We start from the raw sequence: 18,240 nt of genomic DNA, 5'->3' as shown, positions 1-18,240 counted from the left end.
AAGCAAGGGGCGCCGCAGGCGGCATATAGACCAACCGGCTATTACCCCAAACATTGATTACCCTATAGTAATGCAATCGAGCGACGCCGCCAGCGGCACTGAGATCCCTTGACCGGCCGATGCGCCAAGAATGGGTAGACAATGAACGATGCAGCGGAGGAGGCTCCGGATCAAGCCGCGGCATCGATTTTGCTGGTCGATGACGAAGAAGAGATCTTACCGGAATATCAGGAATTTCTGGAGTTGGAAGGGTTCACTGCCGCGATCTGCTCGGCCCCGGAACGAGCTGTGCAGATCGTTCTGGATCAGCCGAGCATCCGTTTGGTGATAACGGACCTGAGAATGGCAAGGCTCGATGGGATGAGCTTGATCAGGCAATTGCGCATGGCGCTGCCGCAGGGTCGGCATGTCGAGTTCATCATCCTCACAGGAGACGCAACCTCGCTGATTTCCGCCGCCATCCCCGACATTCCGGTTTTCATCAAACCGCCCGACACCGATGCGCTGGTGGCGGAGATCAAGTCTGCCCTGGCATGAACGCAATAACCGTCCGCGGGCGCCTTTTTCCCGCTGAATCCCGCGCTGGCGATATCAGCCTGGCGCTGGCTCTCGGTGCGGTGGGCTTTCTGCTCAACATGCTGGAACTCCAACTCGGTTGGGGGATGCATTTCATGTTCGGAAATGCGCTGATTTTCGCGTTTGTCCGGGTTCTGCGACGGCGATGGCTCGTGATGGCTGCGTCGATTTCCAGCCTTCGCAGCGTATTCTTGTGGAACCATCCCTGGGCCTGGGTAATCTGGACCCTGGAGGCAGCCTGCATCGCTCGTTTTGCCAGGAATGCCTCGCCCGTCCGCTGTGATGTCTTGTATTGGCTCGTCGCCGGCACGCCACTGCTCGTCATCTGCTATGGCCTGGTGATGGACATGGACCAGCTTTCGCTTTTGCTGGTGATAGCCAAGCAGGCCACCAACGGCGTTCTGAACGTCGTTATCGGCGAGATCATCTACCTCGCGTTGTTGAGCCTGAAAGCGCCGACAAGATGGCCAGACTGGCCAAAGATGCCGATAGAGAGCTTCTTGATGACCGTCTTGCTGGCCATCATCCTGATCCCCACGACGGTTTACCTCTCGATTGATGCTCCCGCCCGCGAGCAGGCCGCAAGGAGCAGCGTGGACGAAGTCCTGCAAGAGCGCCTGCAGATCACCGGTGCCACGGTCGGCATGTGGGCAGATTCCCGCGCCACGGTCCTGCGCATGTTCGCAGCACAGCAATCTTTCGGCGGTGCGGACCCGGCGCATGAACTGCCTGAAAGTCTACGACTGGAATTCAATGGGGTTGCTGTCGTCGCCAAGGACGGCACGCCGCTGTGGGCCACAGCACCGACAGGCTTCGCCTGGAGCGCGTTGCCGACGCTGGCATCGCAGTACGTGGGCAAAGCGGGCAGCGTCCGCCTTGGCTCCATTGGAGGGCACGGCAAAGATGCGCACCAGCAACTCGTCCTAGTTGTCCCCTTCAAGGCTGATGGAATCCCCGCCGCGATTGTCGCACCCGTGCGCCAGGGCGCTCTGCAAAGGGTGCTTTCCGATGCGGATGGCAGTGCCGTAGACGAGACGTTCCTGACCAACCCTGTTGCGGGCACCATACCCCTGTCCCAGCCTGATCCGTTGGTTATCCGGAACGTTACCAGAATACCTGACGCGGTGCGGGAATCCGCGGTGAAGGCGGCCGTACTCATCAGCGATGTGGTCTATGGCAATGCTCTGATGAGCGACTTGCGCGACGCGCGGATGGCGCGGGCAGGCTCGATTAGGGGCTTACCCGACTGGCGGATTCTGTCCGTTGCCAGCCTTGCGCCTGAGGTGCTCAAGGCCCGCGAGGGCCAGCTTCGGCTGTTCACGGCCCTTTGCGCCTTCGTCGTTCTGGTCACGCTGGTCGCCTCCTTCCTGAGCAAGCAGACCCGGCATTCGTTGCGCCAGCTTGCGCGGTCGGCTGCCGATCTTGCCGTGTTGGGGACCAGGCGGGAGACGATCGATAGCCTTGTCATTGCCGAGCTGAATGAAATTTCCGGGAAGATTGCTTCGGCGAGTTCGACCGTCTCGCAGGAACGCGGCGCACTGGTCAGCTATCAGCGGCGGCTGGACAGCATCTCGCAGCATGCGCCGATCGTGGTCTACGCCCTGGATGTACGCGATCACAGCAAGGGGGAAATGGTCTATGTGAGCGAGGCCATCGGGAAGATCCTCGGTTACACGCGCGACGAGGCTGCGATTGCCGGCTGGTGGAGCCACGCCATCCATCCAGAAGATTACGAGCGCTGCATCGCAGCTTTCAGCAATCTGCAGTCGGGCAAAGTGGTCAATGTCGAGTACCGCCTGCGTCACAAGCTCGGCCACTATGTGTGGGTGTACGATACCCTGTCCGTCGAAGCCAATTCGACGACAGGCAATTTCGAGGCGGTCGGGGTCTTCATCGATATCTCGGAGCGCAAGGCGGCTGCCGAACAATTGCTGCAGGCCGACAAGATGGCCAGTCTTGGGCGGATGATTTCCGGCACGGCGCACGAGCTGAACCAGCCACTCAACTTCATAAAGATGGCAGCTTCGAACCTACGCGAGCATACGCGCCGCGGCGGGATGCCTCCCGAACGTGTCGTGGCAAAACTGGATGCCATCCTGTCCCAGGTCAGTCGCGCATCGGCGATCATCCTTCAGATGCGCATATTCGGCCGAATGCCAAGGGAAACGCCGTTCCCGATGGATATCAAAGCGGCGGTGGACTCCGTCCTGAGAATGGTCGTGCCGCAACTCGAACTTGACGGCACTCGCGTGGAAACTTCGGAACACGCCCCCAGAGTCAGGGTCCGCGCGCTTCCGGTTCTGCTCGAGCAGGTTCTGTTGAACCTCATGCTCAATGCCAATGACGCCATCCGCGCTCGCCGCAATGCCGGCGATCGGCGCGAGGGCTGGATAAAGGTCAGCTTTGGCCAGCATGATGGGCTGGCAACAGTGACCGTGGAGGACAATGGCACAGGACTATCCGCCGAAATCCTTCCCGTGATCTTCGAACCCTTCTTTACGACCAAGCCTCCCAAGGAAGGGACGGGGCTTGGCCTGCCGATCAGCTATGGCATCATTCGCGATCTGGGCGGCACCATTCGGGCCGAGAACACCGATCAGGGCGCGCGCTTCGTTATCGAATTGCCGGTGGCTGAATAGTGTTGGCAAGGGTCGGGCGCACCCGACCATCTCGCCAGCTCCGGGCAGCAACGGTCCAAAAGAACCGGGCCACCTGCGTTGCCGACGCTCCCGCCTTGACTCCCTCTTGGCGCCCCATAACTTCAATCATTGAACCGACTCGTAAGGGCAGTGATGAAGTCCAAATCCTTCGCAGGGAGGTGTCAGTCTGATGCGAAACGTTCTCTCCTGACAAAGCGCCCCCTTTGCCGCACGCGACCTCAGCCCATAAGGTTCTGCCACTCGGCCAGGGCGGCCGAGCGGCGAAGCTTGTAGGTCTGGCGATCAACGAGGTGACGTTCCTGAGAGAAGTGGTTGTGGATCGAAGCATGCACGGACGCGAACTTCTGTAGCGACCTCATCTGCCGAAACCGCTGCATGGCACGCTCTCTTCGTCGGAACGGCAGGTGTGAGTTCTCGGCCCGGTTGTTGGCATGGCGTCCCACCTCGCGGCGGTGGTCGTTGCCCAGTTCCTTCATCGCTGCAGGATACGACCGCAGGCCATCCGTCACGATGACCTCCGCCTGGCCGTGACGCTTCAGAGCCTTGCGCATGAACCGCAGTGCGGCTTGTTTGTCGCGCTTCTTGGTGACGTAAGATTCCAGGACCTCACCCTCTTGGTCAACGGCACGCCAGAGGTAATGCATCTCGCCATTGATCTTCACGTAGACCTCGTCGAGGTGGGTGCTGTCAGTCTAATGCGAACTTGTCTCCACTTGGCGGAGCTGGCGCAAAAGCATCTAAACTTCAGGCTACAAGCGACTGCCACTCGACCAGCGCGGTCGAGCGGCGGAGCTTGAAGGTTTGTCGGTCGACGAGGTGGCGTTCCTGAAAAAAGTGATTGTGGATGGAGGCATGGACCGAGGCGAATTTCTGCAGCGACTTCATCTGCCGAAACCGCAGCATTGCCCGCTCTCGTCGTCGGAACGGCAGGTGTGAATTTTCCGCGCGATTGTTGAGGTGCCGACCGACTTCGCGTCGTCCCTCATTTCCCAGTTCTCGCATCGCCGCGGGGTAGGAACGCAGCCCGTCGGTGACGATGGTTTCGGCCTTTCCATGCCGCTTCAGCGCCTTCTTCATGAAGGTCAAAGCCGCAGTTTTGTCCCGTTTTCTGGTGACAAAACTCTCCAGAACCTCGCCCTCGTGGTCAACGGCGCGCCAGAGGTAGACCATCTCGCCGTTCAGCTTCACGTACATCTCGTCGAGGTGCCAACGCCAGTGCCGGAAACCACGCATCCGGTTCACCCGCTGTCTACGGATATCGGCTGCAAACAGCGGACCGAACCTGTTCCACCACAACCGTACCGTCTCGTGGCAAACGTCGATGCCGCGCTCAAACAGCAGGTCTTCGACGTTCCGCAACGACAGCGGGAAGCGCACGTACATCAACACCGCGAGCCGGATGATCTCAGGGGACGAGTTGAAATAGCGGAACGGGTTGGCGGACTTGCTCATTCCAGCCAGCTACCACCGCCCTGCCCCGCCAGCCAGTTTGCTTTGACAGCACCCGATATCGAGATATTTGAATTTGAGTAAGTGGCGGTGGGAGAGAACCTATGATCGAACGGTCCTAACTCCTTGACCTCAGCCCCCTGTGGAGCATGAACGTGTGAAGCCGGCAGCCTCGGATTGCGGGGCTCAAATCGGTTCAAATGCGCTGGCGCGGACCATAGTCCCAGACACGGCATCGCACCCATCACCAATTGGTAACTGAAACCAACATATTGTGGGTCAGTTCGCCCTTGTAAGCGGGCCAAGTTTCTATCTAGGATGAGCTGCAACCAGTTCAGATGAGCGGAGTGGGCATGAGCGGAATAGGCGATGAGGATAGCCCCGGCAAAAAAGAAGGGTTTGATGTCAGGGAGTTAGACAAACTCATCCGTCAAATCGTCGATAAGGTGAGAGGCAATTATTTTCTCAATGGGGAAACCGCCCGAGGGATTCCCGGGGAAGTAAAGAAGATCATAGACAACAACGTGGACCGCCTCTGATCATGCAAATAGAATATATTCGTATCGAAAATTGGCGCAGCTTTTACGGTGAGAACTCCTTTCTTGTCTCAACTGACCCAGAGAGGAACGTCACCCTTATTAGGGCTGAAAACGGCGTTGGGAAAACGAGTCTATTGGCGGCCATAAACTGGTGCTTTTTCGACATTTTGCCTGCCCCCAGCGAATTTGAGGACCCCGAACGGCTCGTCAACAAATTTGCAGCGCAAAAAGACGGTGCCACCACCACAACCGTTGAGATTGATTTCAGGCACGAGGGAAAAACCTATCGCGCCTCCAGAACCTATGATCAGCCTCGACGTGAAACTAGGCCGCTTCGCCTGAGTGAAATCGATAACGGTGCCGAGGTTCCGAGCGCCAAGGACCGTCCTGATCGCTTCATCAACTCGGTTATCCCTAAAGAGATGGCTCCACATTTCTTTTTTTACGGGGAGGCCACTAGCCGATATACTGGTTCAACCGGGGCCAAAAAATTTGGCGAGGCAGTGAAGGGTATCCTGGGCTCGACGGTCGCTCGGATGGCTCTCGACGACTTGTCCAAGGTAATGGCTGACTATAAGCGCCAAGCATCTGATAATACTAGCGAGGATGCGCAAGCAGCCGAAGCCGCCATTGAGAAGGCCGACGCAAGAATCTCTCAATATCGAGAGCAGGTCACAAAGTTTGAACAAGAGATTGAAGCTGCAGAAGACCGCATTCAGCGCCTCAATCAAGAACTTGCAGGCGCTAAGCCTGCGAAAGAAGCCCAGGCGCGTAGAGCCCGTATCGAGGCCGATATTCGACAGAAGGAAGTCGAAAAGGCGAAGGCTTCACAGCGAGCTGACAGCTGGATGCGTACGTTCGCGACGTCAGTCTTGGCCGAGGAGCTCGTCGAGGAAGCCGGCAATGTCATCCGAAACGAAGACACGCGTGGACGACTACCTGCACCCTATGATCAGAAGTTCGTAGATGAACTTTTAGAAGATGAAATGTGCGTGTGCGGTCGCCCAATCGCTCAGGGCAGCCCCGAGTACGAGAAAATCAAGGCGCTCCTTGAAACCGCCGGAGACCAGGTGGTTATGTCGCGCGTGATGACCACGAGCACGGCCCTCGGAACCCTGGTCGAGAAAAGCAAGCGCGCATGGAGCGACTTTGAACGAAATCAGGAAGACTTGCGACGACTCGAGGGGGAGATTCAGAGGCTCGATGCGGATCTCCAAGAAATATCTAAAGAGCTAGCAAGCAATCCCATCGAGGATATCGCGGCCAAGGAAGCTTCTCGAGAAAGGGCAAAAGAGCAAAAACGGCAAGCGGAACGGCAGCGCAATGATTGCCAGGGATCAATCATTGCCTTTGAAAGGCAAAAGAAAGATCTTGAATATCAGCGAGATCAACTTGTTCAAAAATCTGAAGCCGCGAAGAGGTATGTAAGAACCGATGCAAACCGCATGTTAGAAGCGTATATCGGATACGTCTTCCCCGGCGAAAGCTATAAGGAAGTCCGCGCACACCACAGGGCATCGCTGGCGCTCGCGCTCAATTTACAGCACCGCCGAACGGCAACCCGGCAACTTGCCGCACTTTGCGCCGAAGCGACCGCGTCAACCGTAGCTGTGGTGTCAATCATAGCGAGACCTCACTAATAGCGCTTCATTCAAAGAATGACCTAAATATCCCACGGAATGATACAGCGATCATCAAGCCGAAAGGGTAAGTGACCCCGCGCTTGCATGTCTGCGACAAGGTCCGCGTGCGGATCAGCATGGCATTTTAAACCATCGCCAAAAATGTCAGCGCGAAGGCATTTGGCGACTATCAACTCTATGTCGAGAATGGGATCAGTCTCGTAGTTCAGATAGTATTGTTCATAGTGTTGAGAATCATACACGTCCGGGGCAGCACCGTGGATCACAGCGCCTCTAACACGCATCAGGAGCCGAAGCCGATCTTCTGGGATTGAAGTGTTAATCGTGTCGCGCACAAACTTCACCGCAGCAGCGGTGTGCCGTTCCTTCACGCCGACTAGTGAATCTAGCGACATACATAGCAGCGAGAAACGCTCACGCGGATCAAGGAACCAAGCTCTATAAAAATATTCCAACGCCCGGACGCGCTTGCGCGAATGGAGATCGTCGGCATCAACAAGTTCTGCCAATCGCGCCAACCACGTATGATCGTCGGTAGTCAGCACGATATCATTCATCAATGGCGGCGTGTGGGGAGCATCGCCCATAGACACGATACAATTGCCGCCCGAGAAGGTGCAATGCCCCCCGAACATTTTGCGCTGAGAATGCGAATATCGCTCACGCGGTATAGACGTTAGCGCCACCGCGCCAAGAATGGCCGATGCAATCTTCGTTGACACTTGAAGCAACGGGGATCGCACTCCGAGCCAACTCCCCGTTGGCTTTTTGATGCCCTCCCACCGGGCTATTGGGGGAAAACAGGGTGGATCAAGGTCTTTGGTCTGAACGCCTGCGGGCAATTGATCAGTTGAAAGGTCGGTTGTCGAAGCGAGGAAGAAGCGTGGGCACTCGAATTTCAATTCAACGCGAATCGGGATCAGCGGACACAGCGTTAGTGCGTTTACTGGCTTGAACAGCGCTGATTTTGACAACGCGTCCGCCAATGCCAATTTCCCCGGCAGATCGACCTGCTCGGCATATGAGCAATCGTGTCTCCGCCCCAGTTCGCCATCGCGAATATACCAGAAATTTTCGGTGAGGAATGACGTGACCAGCGATCTTAGGTCTAACACAGAAATCCCGCGAAGGTACGAAGCGCCATTTTGGCGAATGAACAACACCGCTCGGGTATATTCTTCACGCCTGACAAAAATTTCAGTGCGGATTCCTGAAAGACGAAGCCAATTTGGAGCACCCGGTTCGCGAATTATGAACGAACTTAGAAGCATGTCCCCGCTCGGGTAGATCGCGGAAAGCACTTGCTCCACGGCTTCGACGTGAACGGCCTGCTCCATGATGATTCCCCATTAGACGCTTGGCGGCCATGGACCGAAGCCGGATGCTATCGCGTTTAGCTGTCACCAGCGCCGTCAGCAATCGCCGTCGCCCGTCCGCTGGATCGGCTAGAACATCGGTTAGTGATGAGCGGAGATTTTCAGAAAACCCTGCATTTTCGGTCCTTGCAGGGATTGACTGGCGGAGCGGGAGGGATTCGAACCCTCGATACGCTTTTGACGTATACTCACTTTCCAGGCGAGCGCCTTCGACCACTCGGCCACCGCTCCGCATGCACTGGAAGGCGGGCGTTAGCGGCATGGGGTGGCTTTCGCAAGAGCGTCGGTGGTGGCACAACCGGCTTATGAAGCACTTTCTCGTCGGCGCCGCGCTGCTCGCCGCTCCCGCCGCCTTGTTCGCGGCCGTTCCCGCCCCGCTCGCCCCGGCCGAGATCGTGGCGCAGGCGCCTGCTGCGGACTGGACCGCGATTGACGCGCATGACCTGCTGGTGATGGACCTTGCGCCCGATGCCTCGGGCAAGGCGCGCCGGGTGGTGATCCAGTTGATGCCGCCGCCTTTCTCGCAAGGCTGGATCGGCAACATCCGCAAGCTCGCCGCCGCGCACTGGTGGGACGACACGAGCGTGAACCGCGTGCAGGACAATTACGTCGTGCAGTGGGGCGATGCCGAGGCGGAGGACAAGGCTAAGGCGAAGCCGCTTTTAGAGGGGCTGACGGCAATTCCGCAGGAGCGATACCTGACGCCCGTGACATATCAAATCCTCAGGTCTGCTCAAGGAATGGCTCATTTCAATTTCCCAAATCCTTGGCCCATTTCCAAAAGAGATGGATATGCAGATGCGGTAGCATTTTGGCGCGGATGGCCGCTGGCTGGAACGCGTAGTGACGATACTCACGGCGAGGTAGAACTCCCTGCGGACCGTCCAAATCTCTATTGGCCTATCCACTGCTACGGCATGATCGGCGTAGGCCGCGCCATGCCGCCCGACACCGGCTCGGGCGCGGAACTCTATGCCGTCATCGGCACGCCGCCGCGCCATCTCGATCGCAACATCGCGCTCGTCGGGCGCGTGATCGAAGGCATCGAACACCTGTCCTCCCTCCCCCGCGGCACCGGCCAGCTGGGCTTCTATGCAAAGGCCGAGGAGCGCGTGCCCATCCGTGCAATCCGCCTCGGCAAAGAAGTCCCCGGCCTGCCGGCCTACCAGTATCTTTCCACCGAAAGTGCCAGCTTCGTGCGCTATGCCGATGCGCGCGCCAACCGGCGCGATCCCTTCTTCATCCGGCCTGCAGGCGGTGCGGACATCTGCAACGTGCCCGTGCCCATCCGCCGCGCGCCAAGATGAACGAGGCGCACACCCTCACCGTCGCGCTGTGGCGCTGGACCAGCGGCAACGGCGTGGCCTGGTTCTTCGTCACCATCGACGGCCCGGCGGGCGAGGCGCTCTCCGCCACCGCGCTGATGCGCAGGCTCGAAAGCGGGCGCCGTGCGGGCTGGGGCTCGGTGAAGGTGGAAGTCACGGTGGGCGACAGCACCTGGGCCACATCGGCCTTCCCTTCGAAGGACACCGGCTGGATCGTCCCGGTCAAGGCCGCTGTTCGCAAGGCCGAAGGCCTGACCGAAGGCGAATCCTGCCAACTCGACATACGTTTTTAATGCGCCTTGCCGATCAACATGTTGAATGCACGAAATTGTTTGTTCGTGCCCCAGACGCGTCGCAATGATACTGTTCAAGTCAAGGTCCGGGGGAAGTGGACCACCTTAATGATCAGGGGAAGATCATGACGAAGTATTCTGCATCGTTTCTGGGCCTCGCGGCCGCGTTTGCCCTTTCCGGCACCGCTTACGCTGCCGAGGGCGAAGACGTCGCCATCGACACGCCGATCGAAGTCGTTGACCCGGTTGTCGAAACCGCCGTCGATCCGGTCGACGTCAAGCTCGACGATCCGGTCGAGATCACCCGCGCGGGCGATGACGGGATCATCGGCGAAACCGAACGCAACCTCGGCGGCGGCGATCCGCTCGAAAACCCCGACGTGATCTTCTACACGATGGGGGCCGGGGGCGCAGGCTTCGACCCGGTCGAGCAGGCTGCCGAAACCGCTGCCGAACAGGCCGCGCAGCAGGTAGCCGACCGCATGGCGGACAAGGCTGCCGCTAGCGAAGCGCCGCTCCCCGCCGAGCCGCGCTAAGCCCTTTGACATGCCAATTGCGCGCGCCGGGTGGCCTCAGGCCATCCGGCGCGTAGCCATGGAAGCCTTCATCAATGCGCTCCGCCGTGTTCCTCGCCGCAGGTCTTGCCCTGTGGCCATCGCTTGCGCCTGCCCGAAGCCCGGTCAGTGCCACATTCGCCGCCGGCGCTCAGTACGATAGCAACATTTCGGTCGAAGAGGCCGACATTCCCACGCGACGCGGTGACTACGCCCTACTGCTGCAAGGCGCGGTCGCAATAACCCCGATTGAGAGCAAGGCGACGACGTTACGCCTTGGCTACAGTCTGGACGACGAGCGCAATGCCCAACTGTCGGATGTCAACATCACCATCCACGCCCTGTCGGCGGGGATTTCGCGCCGCTTCGGCAAAGCCATGTCCGGAGCCGACTACCAGTTCAGTCACGTGCTGCTTGGTAGCAAGCGCTATCTGGACATTCACACCGCCTCGCCCTCGCTGTCGGCCTTCGTCAGCCGCAACCTGTTCGTACGCCTGGCGGGAACATACCAGCGCAAGGATTTCGTCGAGGTCGACCCGCTCGATGCGACGACGCTGACGCTGGGTGCCGATGCCTATCGCTTCTTCGCCAAGCGCAAGGGCTACGTCGCCATCGCCGTGCGCGGCGATCACGAGCGCACCCGCGCCGCGCAGTACCGCTTCGATGGGGTGCAGGCGAGCGTGCGCGTGCAGATCCCGATCCATGTCGGCAAGTCGGTGTGGAAGGCGCGGGCTGGCTATGCCTTCCAGAACCGGGACTATCTTGCCCCATGGCCCACGCTCGACGAGGCCCGGCACGAGACGCGCTCGACCTTCAGCGCGGGGCTGGAAGTTCCCGTGATCGCGGGAGTGACGTTGCGACCGCAGGCCCGCTACGTTGATCGCCGTTCGAACGTCGCTTTTTACGATTATCGAGAACACGTGGTTTCGGTGACCGCCATGCTCAAGCTCTGAGCCGGTTGCGCGCCGGGCACGTCCGATGCGACGTGTGCAACAGGGGAAAATTTCATGGCCAATCTGCGCGCTACCACCGCATTCTTCGAATTCGACTTCACTCTGGCCGACACGATGTTCGCGCAAGAGCAGTCCACCTTCGGCGACAACGTCAATCGCACGATTGGCGGCAAGACCTTTCAGGACGTCGCGTCCTACGAAACCCGCAGTTTCAGCGGCTATCACGCGTTTTACTTCGGCGGGACGGGCCTCGCGCGAGGAACGGACACGGCGCTTTCGGCGGGCACGGTCACCGGATTTTCGAAGTTCACCGGCCGACTGGATGATTTCAGCCACGCCGAATATCGCATCACCGGCATAGCTCTGACCGGCGCGGACGTCGGCGCAGCGATGAAGACGCAGGCCACTGAGGACGACATCGCGCTGCTTTCCAAGGCCTTTTCGGGCAAGGACACCTTCACCCTGTCCGACGATGCCGACCTCGCCAACGGTTACGCCGGCGATGACGTGATTTACGGCAATGACGGGGGTGACCTGCTTTATGGCGGCGCGGGCAATGACAAGGTCTACGGCGGCGCCGGTGACGACCAGCTCGAAGGCGGTGCTGGCAACGACCTGCTGGCGGGTGGCGGCGGGGTCGACACGCTGTCGTACCAATATGCCGATGCCGGCGTCACGGTCGATATCCGCCTGACAACCGCGCAGGATACCGGCGGCGCGGGCATCGATACCGTTTCGAGCTTCGACCGGCTCTACGGCTCTCTCTACAACGACAAGCTGCTGGGCACCGGCGCCGACAACGAGATCATCGGGCTGGGCGGCAACGATGTCATCAATGGTCGCGGCGGCAATGATCGGATGGACGGCAGCGAAGGGCGCGATATTCTGACCGGTGGCGGCGGAGCGGACAGCTTCGTGATGTTCTCGCTGTTCACCCAGAACGATCGCGACCTGATCACCGATTTCAGCCACGCGCAGGGCGATCATCTGCTGCTCAGCCAGTTGATGTTCCCCGGGCTTTCCGGTGCCGTCGACAGCCCGCTGAGCGACGTGCATTTCTACAAGGCCGCAGGCGCGACGGCCGCGCACGATGCTGATGATCGCATCGTCTACAACACGACTAGCGGCTGGCTCTACTACGATGCCGATGGCGCGGGCGGCCAAGCGGCGATCCAGGTGTTCAAGCTGGGGCTGACCACGCATCCCGATCTGGTGGCCAGCGATATCCTGCTATCGTTCTGAAATTGCGTCCGGGGGCGCCAGTCCCCGGCGTTCAGATCCGCTCGGCCTGCGCCACCGCGTCGCTGGCGCGCAGCGCGCTGACGATCCGCGTCAGGTGCGCCAGATCGCGAACTTCCAGGTCTACCTCGTAGGTATGAAAGGGATTTTCCCGCTGGGTCATTTCCAGATTGACCACGTTGGCATGGTTCTTGGCGAAGATCCCCGCCATTTCCGCCAGCGTCCCGGGACGGTTGTATAGCTCGGCGCGCAAGCGGCCGATCGCACCGTCGGTGCGTGCGTCCCACGACAGGTCGATCCAGTCTGCATCGACGCCGTCGGCCAGGCTCAGGCAGTCGATCGCGTGGACTTCCACGCCCTTGCCCGGGCGGCGCAGGCCGATGATCCGATCACCCGGCACAGGGTGGCAGCATTCGGCGAGTTGGAACGCCATACCCGGCGTCAGCCCGCGCACCGCAATCGCGCGTTGCTGCTTGGGCCATTCCTCGCTGGCAGGAAGGTTGGCGGCGCTGCCCGGAACCAGCGCTTCCATCACCGCACGATCATCCAGCTTGGCCGACCCGATGGCGACCATGAGGTCCTCTTCAGACGTCATTTTCAGCCGTTTGACGGCGTCGGCCAGCGCCTTCTTGCCGATCTTGGACGGTAGGCGCTCGGCGATTTCCTCGTAGAGCTTGCGCCCGATCGCGGCGATCTCCGCGCGCTCCTTCTGGCGCACGAAGCGGCGGATCGCGGCGCGGGCCTTGCCGGTAACGACAAAGGCCAGCCACGAAAGTTGGGGCTCGGCGTTGCGGCTCTTGATGATCTCCACGACGTCGCCGTTGTTGAGCGTCGTGCGCAGCGGTACGTGGCGACCATTGATCTTTGCGCCAACGGCTTGCGCGCCCAGGTTCGTGTGAACTCCAAAGGCGAAGTCGATCGGCGTCGCGCCCTTGGGCAACTGGAACAACGCACCCTTGGGGGTAAAAGCGAAGATGCGATCCTGATAGATCGCCATCTTGGTGTTCTCGAGCAGTTCTTCGGCGTCATGGCTGGCTTCGAGAATTTCGACGAGGTCGCGCAGCCATCCGATCTGGCTGTCGGGCGTCCCCCCCTGCTTGTAGGCCCAGTGCGCGGCGAGCCCGTACTCGTTCAGCTCGTGCATATGCTTTGTCTTGATCTGAACTTCGACGCGCATCGCATTGTTATAAATCAGGGAGGTGTGCAACGAACGATAGCCGTTCATCTTCGGCGTAGAGATGTAGTCCTTGAACCGTCCGGGGATCATCTGCCAGGCCCGGTGCAGGATGCCCAACGCCTTGTAGCAATCGTCCTCGTTGTCGGTCAGAACGCGGAAGGCCATGATATCGGTGATCTGTTCGAAGCTGACGTGGCGTTCGGCCATCTTGCGCCAGATCGAATAGGGGTGCTTTTCGCGTCCTGAAACTTCAACTTTCAATCCAGCTTCCGCCAGCACCTGCTTGATCTGCAGGGCGATTGCATCGACCTGCGCGCCTTCCTCGCTGCGGATCGCGGCGAGACGGCCGGTGATTGTGGCGTAGGCTTCGGGCTCGATCTGCTCGAAGGCGAGCAACTGCATCTCGCGCATGTATTCATACATGCCCACGCGCTCGGCCAGCGGGGCGTAGATCTCCATCGTCTCGCGCGCGATGCGGCGGCGTTTTTCCTCGCTCTTGATGAAGTGCAGCGTGCGCATGTTGTGGAGCCGGTCGGCCAATTTGACCAGCAGCACGCGCAGGTCCTCGCTCATCGCGAGGAGGAATTTCCGAAGATTCTCAGCGGCGCGTTCGTTCTCCGTCATCGTTTCGATCTTGGAGAGCTTGGTGACGCCATCGACAAGGCGCGCGACGTCGGGGCCGAACAGGCGCTCGATCTCCTCGACGGTGACGAGCGTATCCTCGACCGTGTCGTGAAGCAGAGCGGTTACAATGGTTTCCTGGTCCAACTTCAGCTCGGTCATGAGCCCTGCGACTTCGACCGGATGCGAGAAGTAGGGGTCGCCCGAGGCCCGCTTCTGCGTGCCGTGCTTCTGGACGGTGTAGACATAGGCGCGGTTCAGCATCGCCTCGTCCGCATCGGGAGCATAGGCGAGCACGCGTTCGACAAGTTCGTACTGACGGAGCATCTGACCCCTAAAATGGGCGGAAAAGCCTCGGTTCCGCAAGGGAAAAGCGGGGCAAAAGGCTTTCTTTACGCATTGTTTGCCATGATGCACTGAACGACACCTAAACCGCCCTGAACGACACCTAAGGTGACATGAGCGCAACAGAAGCGATCCCGACCGCGCCAGAACCGCCGTCCGAACACGGCTTTGGCACAGTGCTGGCGTCAGTGCGCTCGTTCGCGTTCCTGAACCGCCAGCGGGTTCGGGCCTATGGCGTGATGATCGCGATCGCCTACCTGCCGATGCTGGCCAAGGCCTTCATCGAAGCGACCGGGAGCGTCGGCAGCGACTTCCTCGCGTTCTGGGGTGCGGGCAAGCTGGTCGTGGCGGGGTTACCGGCCAAGGTCTATGACATTGCCACCGAACAGGCGGTGCAGGCGCTGGCGGGTACCGGGCAACTGGTCGTCTACGTCAACCCCCCGCCCTACCTGTTCCTAACCGCGCCGCTGGGGCTGATGCCCTATGCCGCGGCGTGGATCGCTTGGGTCGTGGCCGGGTGGGCGCTGTGGTTCACGGTGGCGCGGCGGTTGCTGCCCGATGCCGGAATCGCGGTGCTGGCCTTTCCCGGCGCATACCTTGCGGCGAGCCATGCGCAGAACGGGTTCGTGACCGGGGCGCTGCTGATCGGCGCGGTGCTGGCGCTGCGGCGGAGCCAGGCGCTGTCGGGCGCGTTGTTCGGGGCCTTGATCATCAAGCCGCATCTTGCGCTGCTGGTGCCGCTGTGGCTGGCAGCAGGGCGCAAATGGACCGCGTTCTGCTGGGCGGCGCTGAGCGCGGTGCTGCTATGCCTTGCCTCGCTGCTGGTGTTCGGCGCGGATACCTGGGCGGCTTACCCCGAAAGCTTCAAGGCGAGCGCGGTGCTGATGGCCAACGAGCACGGCGGGCCTTTCTTCCTGCGCATGGCGACGCTCTATGCAGGCCTTCGGTATCATTTCGATCCGACCACGGCGCTGGTGGGACAAGGCGTAGTGACGATCGCGACCGCTGCCGCCGCCTGCCTGTACTGGCGGCGTGCCAAGGACGAGATGGCGGCGGGTGCGATGCTGCTGGCGGCAACCGCGCTCGCATCGCCCTATCTGTTTTCCTATGACCTGCCGTTCATGGCCATGCCGCTGTTCTGGCTGGTGGCCGAAGCGCGCACGACGGGGTGGCGGCCCTGGGAGAAACTCGCCTGTGTGGCGCTGTGGCTTGCCCCGCTGGCGACGCGCGCGATTGCCTTGCCCCTGCACCTCAACCTGATGCCGCTGGCCGCTGCGGGGCTGGTGTGGATGGTGTGGCGGCGCGGCGCGACGACCGATGTGTGACCGGCATCAATGCTGCATTGCGGGAATCACTTATGGTGCCTAGCATAAGTTTCGTCGCGGACGGTGACTTTGCAAGGGAACGACCATGCTCAACGTGGCCAAGAAAGTGCTTCACTCGGTCGGTCCGCTTCACCGCGCGCTCAGCCGCTCGCGGGGCACGCGCATCCATTCCCCAGTCGCGATCTCTCGGCCGACGCTTCGGCTTGGCTCGGACTATGGGGGTTGGGTGGTCGTGCCTGCGCTGCTGAATGCCGACAGTGTGGTCTATGGCGTGGGCGTGGGCGAGGATATCAGCTTCGACCTTGCCCTGATCGAGCGCTTCGGTTGCAGGGTCGATGCCTTCGATCCGACGCCGATCTGCGGCCAGTGGATCGCGGGCCAGTCGCTGCCCGAAAAGTTCGCATTCCACGCGATCGGGTTGAGCCCGGAAGACGGCGAGATCCCGTTCAAGAAGCCCGCCACCGATGGCCACGTCTCGTTCAGCATGGCCAACGGTGGCTCGTCGAGTTCAGGCGATGACATCGTGCTGTGCCCGGCCCGCCGCTTCTCCACGATCGCGCGCGATCTGGGCCACACCCGCGTCGACCTGCTCAAGATGGATATCGAGGGCTTCGAATACGGCGTGATCGACGACATGATCGCCACCGGCCCGCTGCCCACGCAGTGGCTGATAGAGTTCCATCACACGATGTACGGCCACAAGGCGCAGGAAACGCTGGACGCGGTGGCGAAGATCGAGGCCGCAGGTTATGTGCTGTTCGCGGTCAGCAACGTCGGCCACGAATATTCGTTCGTGCGCAAGAACGCGCTCTGACGCTTTAGCGCAGGTGACAGCCAGAAAGCGGGCCCCCGGATCAAGGCCGGGGTGACGAAGCTGGAGGTGACCTTTGCATCCGACGCTCGTTCGGTCAGCGCAAAACCGGCTGCTGTGGCGCGCTGTCTTCGGGCAGCACCCCGGCGAGGCGCGGATCGGGGAACACTTCGACATAGCGGGCAAAGGGTGTGAAGCCCTGCCCCATGTAGAACGGCAGAGCCTGCGGGCCATCCAGCGTGCAGGTGTGGACCCAGACGCGGGTGACGCCTGGGGCCCAGGCCAGTTGCAGCGCGCGGCGCATCAGCCATTTTCCGAGCCCTTTGCCGGTCGCGCCGGGAATCAGGCCGAAGAAGGCGATCTCGCATTCGCCGTCCACGCGGAAATCGAGTTCGAGCACCCCGACTTCGACCCGGGCGCGGTCGGTGACGGCGTAGAGCTGGACCTGCGGATCGTGGATGATCGCGGCGAGGTCTTCGTCGCTTTTGGTGAGACGCGACCACCACAGCCAAGGGGCACCGACGCGCTTGTAGAGCAGGCGGTACTTTTCGGGCGCGGCATCCTTCCAGCGCGCGAGTTGCAGCGGGACGTCGGTTTCGGGGGCGAGACGGCGCAGGCCTTCGGGCCGTTCGCGCATTTCCAACGCCGTGACCACGCAGGCGAGATCGCCGGGGGCGACGGCGTGGTAGCCTTCAGCGAGCGGCGTAGCGTGGTCGGGCGTGATCATGGGCGTGCGGGTCCGGGCGGATAGGTGGAGCGGGCTTCATGCCCACCCCCGGCTCCTCCCGCAAGCGGGAGGGGAGCAGATGAAGTGCCCCTCCCGCTTGCGGGAGGAGCAGGAAGCGCTTGCCTCGCCTTCGCAGGTGCGACAAAGGCCTCGTTTCATGGAAACTCTCAAGCTTGATAGCCCGCAGGGTGCCGGGTGGCGCCGCATCAACCAGACGCCTGCTGGCTATGGCCGGACGATGCCGCCGATCTTTGCGCGCAAGACCGAGCGCGGGGCGGAATGCTGGGTGCTGCCCGACGAGAGCAGCAGCAACTATCAGGGGCTGGTGCATGGCGCGTTCCTCGCCTCGCTGGGCGAACAGGTGCTGTTCCTGCCGCTGGCGCTGCACGAGCGGCTGGGCGCGGGCGGCGGCACGCTGACGGTGGATTTCGCGATGCAGTATCTTGCGGGTGCGGCGCTGGGCGTGCCGCTGGTGGGCGAAGTGGAATGCATCCGCGAAACGGGGCGGCTGGCATTCATCCGCGGCACGCTGCGGCAGGATGACGAGGCGGTCATGGGCTTCACCGCGACCTTGCGCAAGCTGAAGAGCCGGACGCCGCCGGGCGCGATCAGCGAAAACGGCTGAGC

16 protein-coding genes, 1 tRNA gene and 1 pseudogene are annotated in these 18,240 nt (G+C 61.0%); 12 read left to right on the top strand and 6 right to left on the bottom strand.

What is annotated here, in order from left to right; all coding sequences use genetic code 11:
* Positions 1–141 precede the first annotated feature (141 nt).
* A complete protein-coding gene (locus K3A84_RS01175; RefSeq protein WP_225007233.1) occupies positions 142–537 on the top strand; it encodes a response regulator in 396 nt (131 codons plus the stop codon).
* On the top strand, positions 534–3,215 hold the full coding sequence (locus K3A84_RS01170) for a sensor histidine kinase (protein WP_225007232.1): 2,682 nt from the start codon (positions 534–536) through the stop codon (positions 3,213–3,215). Before K3A84_RS01175 ends, K3A84_RS01170 begins: the two co-directional genes overlap by 4 nt.
* 239 nt (positions 3,216–3,454) lie before the next feature.
* Here the strand turns inward: K3A84_RS01170 and K3A84_RS01165 are convergent.
* Together K3A84_RS01165 and K3A84_RS01160 are read right to left on the bottom strand one after the other, a co-directional pair.
* Positions 3,455–3,916, bottom strand: a pseudogene (locus K3A84_RS01165) (IS6 family transposase); the annotation flags it as partial.
* A gap of 64 nt (positions 3,917–3,980) precedes the next feature.
* Entirely contained in the window at positions 3,981–4,688 is a 708-nt protein-coding gene (locus tag K3A84_RS01160; protein WP_225007230.1) for an IS6 family transposase, read from the bottom strand.
* 350 nt (positions 4,689–5,038) lie between these two features.
* Between K3A84_RS01160 and K3A84_RS01155 the strand changes: the two genes are divergently transcribed.
* Positions 5,039–5,224, top strand: a complete 186-nt coding sequence (locus K3A84_RS01155) for a hypothetical protein (RefSeq protein ID WP_225007229.1) — start codon at positions 5,039–5,041, stop codon at positions 5,222–5,224.
* A 2-nt stretch (positions 5,225–5,226) separates the two neighbouring features.
* Positions 5,227–6,864: an AAA family ATPase gene (locus K3A84_RS01150; RefSeq protein WP_225007228.1), complete on the top strand. Its 1,638-nt coding sequence runs from the start codon at positions 5,227–5,229 to the stop codon at positions 6,862–6,864.
* A 23-nt stretch (positions 6,865–6,887) separates the two neighbouring features.
* Here K3A84_RS01150 and K3A84_RS01145 read toward each other — a convergent pair whose 3' ends face one another.
* Complete coding sequence (locus K3A84_RS01145; protein ID WP_225007227.1) at positions 6,888–8,204, bottom strand: hypothetical protein; 1,317 nt, start codon at positions 8,202–8,204, stop codon at positions 6,888–6,890.
* A gap of 179 nt (positions 8,205–8,383) precedes the next feature.
* Positions 8,384–8,474, bottom strand: a tRNA-Ser gene (locus K3A84_RS01140).
* 74 nt (positions 8,475–8,548) lie between these two features.
* On the opposite strand from K3A84_RS01140, the gene K3A84_RS01135 reads away from it, so the two are divergent.
* The 5 genes from K3A84_RS01135 to K3A84_RS01115 all read left to right on the top strand — a co-directional run bounded on the left by K3A84_RS01135 (position 8,549) and on the right by K3A84_RS01115 (position 12,610).
* Positions 8,549–9,550: a peptidylprolyl isomerase gene (locus tag K3A84_RS01135; protein WP_225007226.1), complete on the top strand. Its 1,002-nt coding sequence runs from the start codon at positions 8,549–8,551 to the stop codon at positions 9,548–9,550.
* Positions 9,547–9,861 (top strand): DUF1905 domain-containing protein, encoded by a 315-nt coding sequence (locus K3A84_RS01130; RefSeq protein WP_225007225.1) that lies wholly within the window; start codon positions 9,547–9,549, stop codon positions 9,859–9,861. Before K3A84_RS01135 ends, K3A84_RS01130 begins: the two co-directional genes overlap by 4 nt.
* 125 nt (positions 9,862–9,986) lie before the next feature.
* Positions 9,987–10,397: a hypothetical protein gene (locus tag K3A84_RS01125; RefSeq protein ID WP_225007224.1), complete on the top strand. Its 411-nt coding sequence runs from the start codon at positions 9,987–9,989 to the stop codon at positions 10,395–10,397.
* 74 nt (positions 10,398–10,471) lie between these two features.
* The gene (locus K3A84_RS01120) at positions 10,472–11,368 is read left to right on the top strand and encodes a hypothetical protein (protein ID WP_225007223.1); all 897 of its coding nucleotides are present in this window, start codon (positions 10,472–10,474) and stop codon (positions 11,366–11,368) included.
* Positions 11,369–11,422: 54 nt separating this feature from the next.
* Positions 11,423–12,610, top strand: coding sequence for a calcium-binding protein (locus K3A84_RS01115; protein ID WP_225007222.1), 1,188 nt, complete (start codon positions 11,423–11,425; stop codon positions 12,608–12,610).
* A gap of 31 nt (positions 12,611–12,641) precedes the next feature.
* Here K3A84_RS01115 and K3A84_RS01110 read toward each other — a convergent pair whose 3' ends face one another.
* Entirely contained in the window at positions 12,642–14,732 is a 2,091-nt protein-coding gene (locus tag K3A84_RS01110) for a RelA/SpoT family protein (RefSeq protein WP_225007221.1), read from the bottom strand.
* Between the two features lie 131 nt (positions 14,733–14,863).
* On the opposite strand from K3A84_RS01110, the gene K3A84_RS01105 reads away from it, so the two are divergent.
* Together K3A84_RS01105 and K3A84_RS01100 are read left to right on the top strand one after the other, a co-directional pair.
* Positions 14,864–16,075 carry a glycosyltransferase family 87 protein gene (locus K3A84_RS01105; protein ID WP_225007220.1) on the top strand — a complete coding sequence of 404 codons (1,212 nt, stop codon included), beginning with the start codon at positions 14,864–14,866 and terminating at the stop codon, positions 16,073–16,075.
* An 85-nt stretch (positions 16,076–16,160) separates the two neighbouring features.
* Positions 16,161–16,889: an FkbM family methyltransferase gene (locus K3A84_RS01100; protein ID WP_225007219.1), complete on the top strand. Its 729-nt coding sequence runs from the start codon at positions 16,161–16,163 to the stop codon at positions 16,887–16,889.
* 94 nt (positions 16,890–16,983) lie between these two features.
* Here the strand turns inward: K3A84_RS01100 and K3A84_RS01095 are convergent, their stop codons facing one another.
* A complete protein-coding gene (locus K3A84_RS01095) occupies positions 16,984–17,613 on the bottom strand; it encodes a GNAT family N-acetyltransferase (protein ID WP_225007218.1) in 630 nt (209 codons plus the stop codon).
* A gap of 157 nt (positions 17,614–17,770) precedes the next feature.
* Here K3A84_RS01095 and K3A84_RS01090 point away from each other — a divergent pair, with 157 nt between their 5' ends.
* On the top strand, positions 17,771–18,238 hold the full coding sequence (locus K3A84_RS01090) for a PaaI family thioesterase (RefSeq protein ID WP_225007217.1): 468 nt from the start codon (positions 17,771–17,773) through the stop codon (positions 18,236–18,238).
* Positions 18,239–18,240: the final 2 nt, after the last annotated feature.

The sequence above is a fragment of the Novosphingobium percolationis genome (assembly GCF_020179425.1).
Classification (GTDB): Bacteria; Pseudomonadota; Alphaproteobacteria; order Sphingomonadales; family Sphingomonadaceae; genus Novosphingobium; species Novosphingobium percolationis.
Note: the sequence above shows the minus strand (reverse complement) of the source record. Positions and strands in the feature narration are given on the sequence as shown.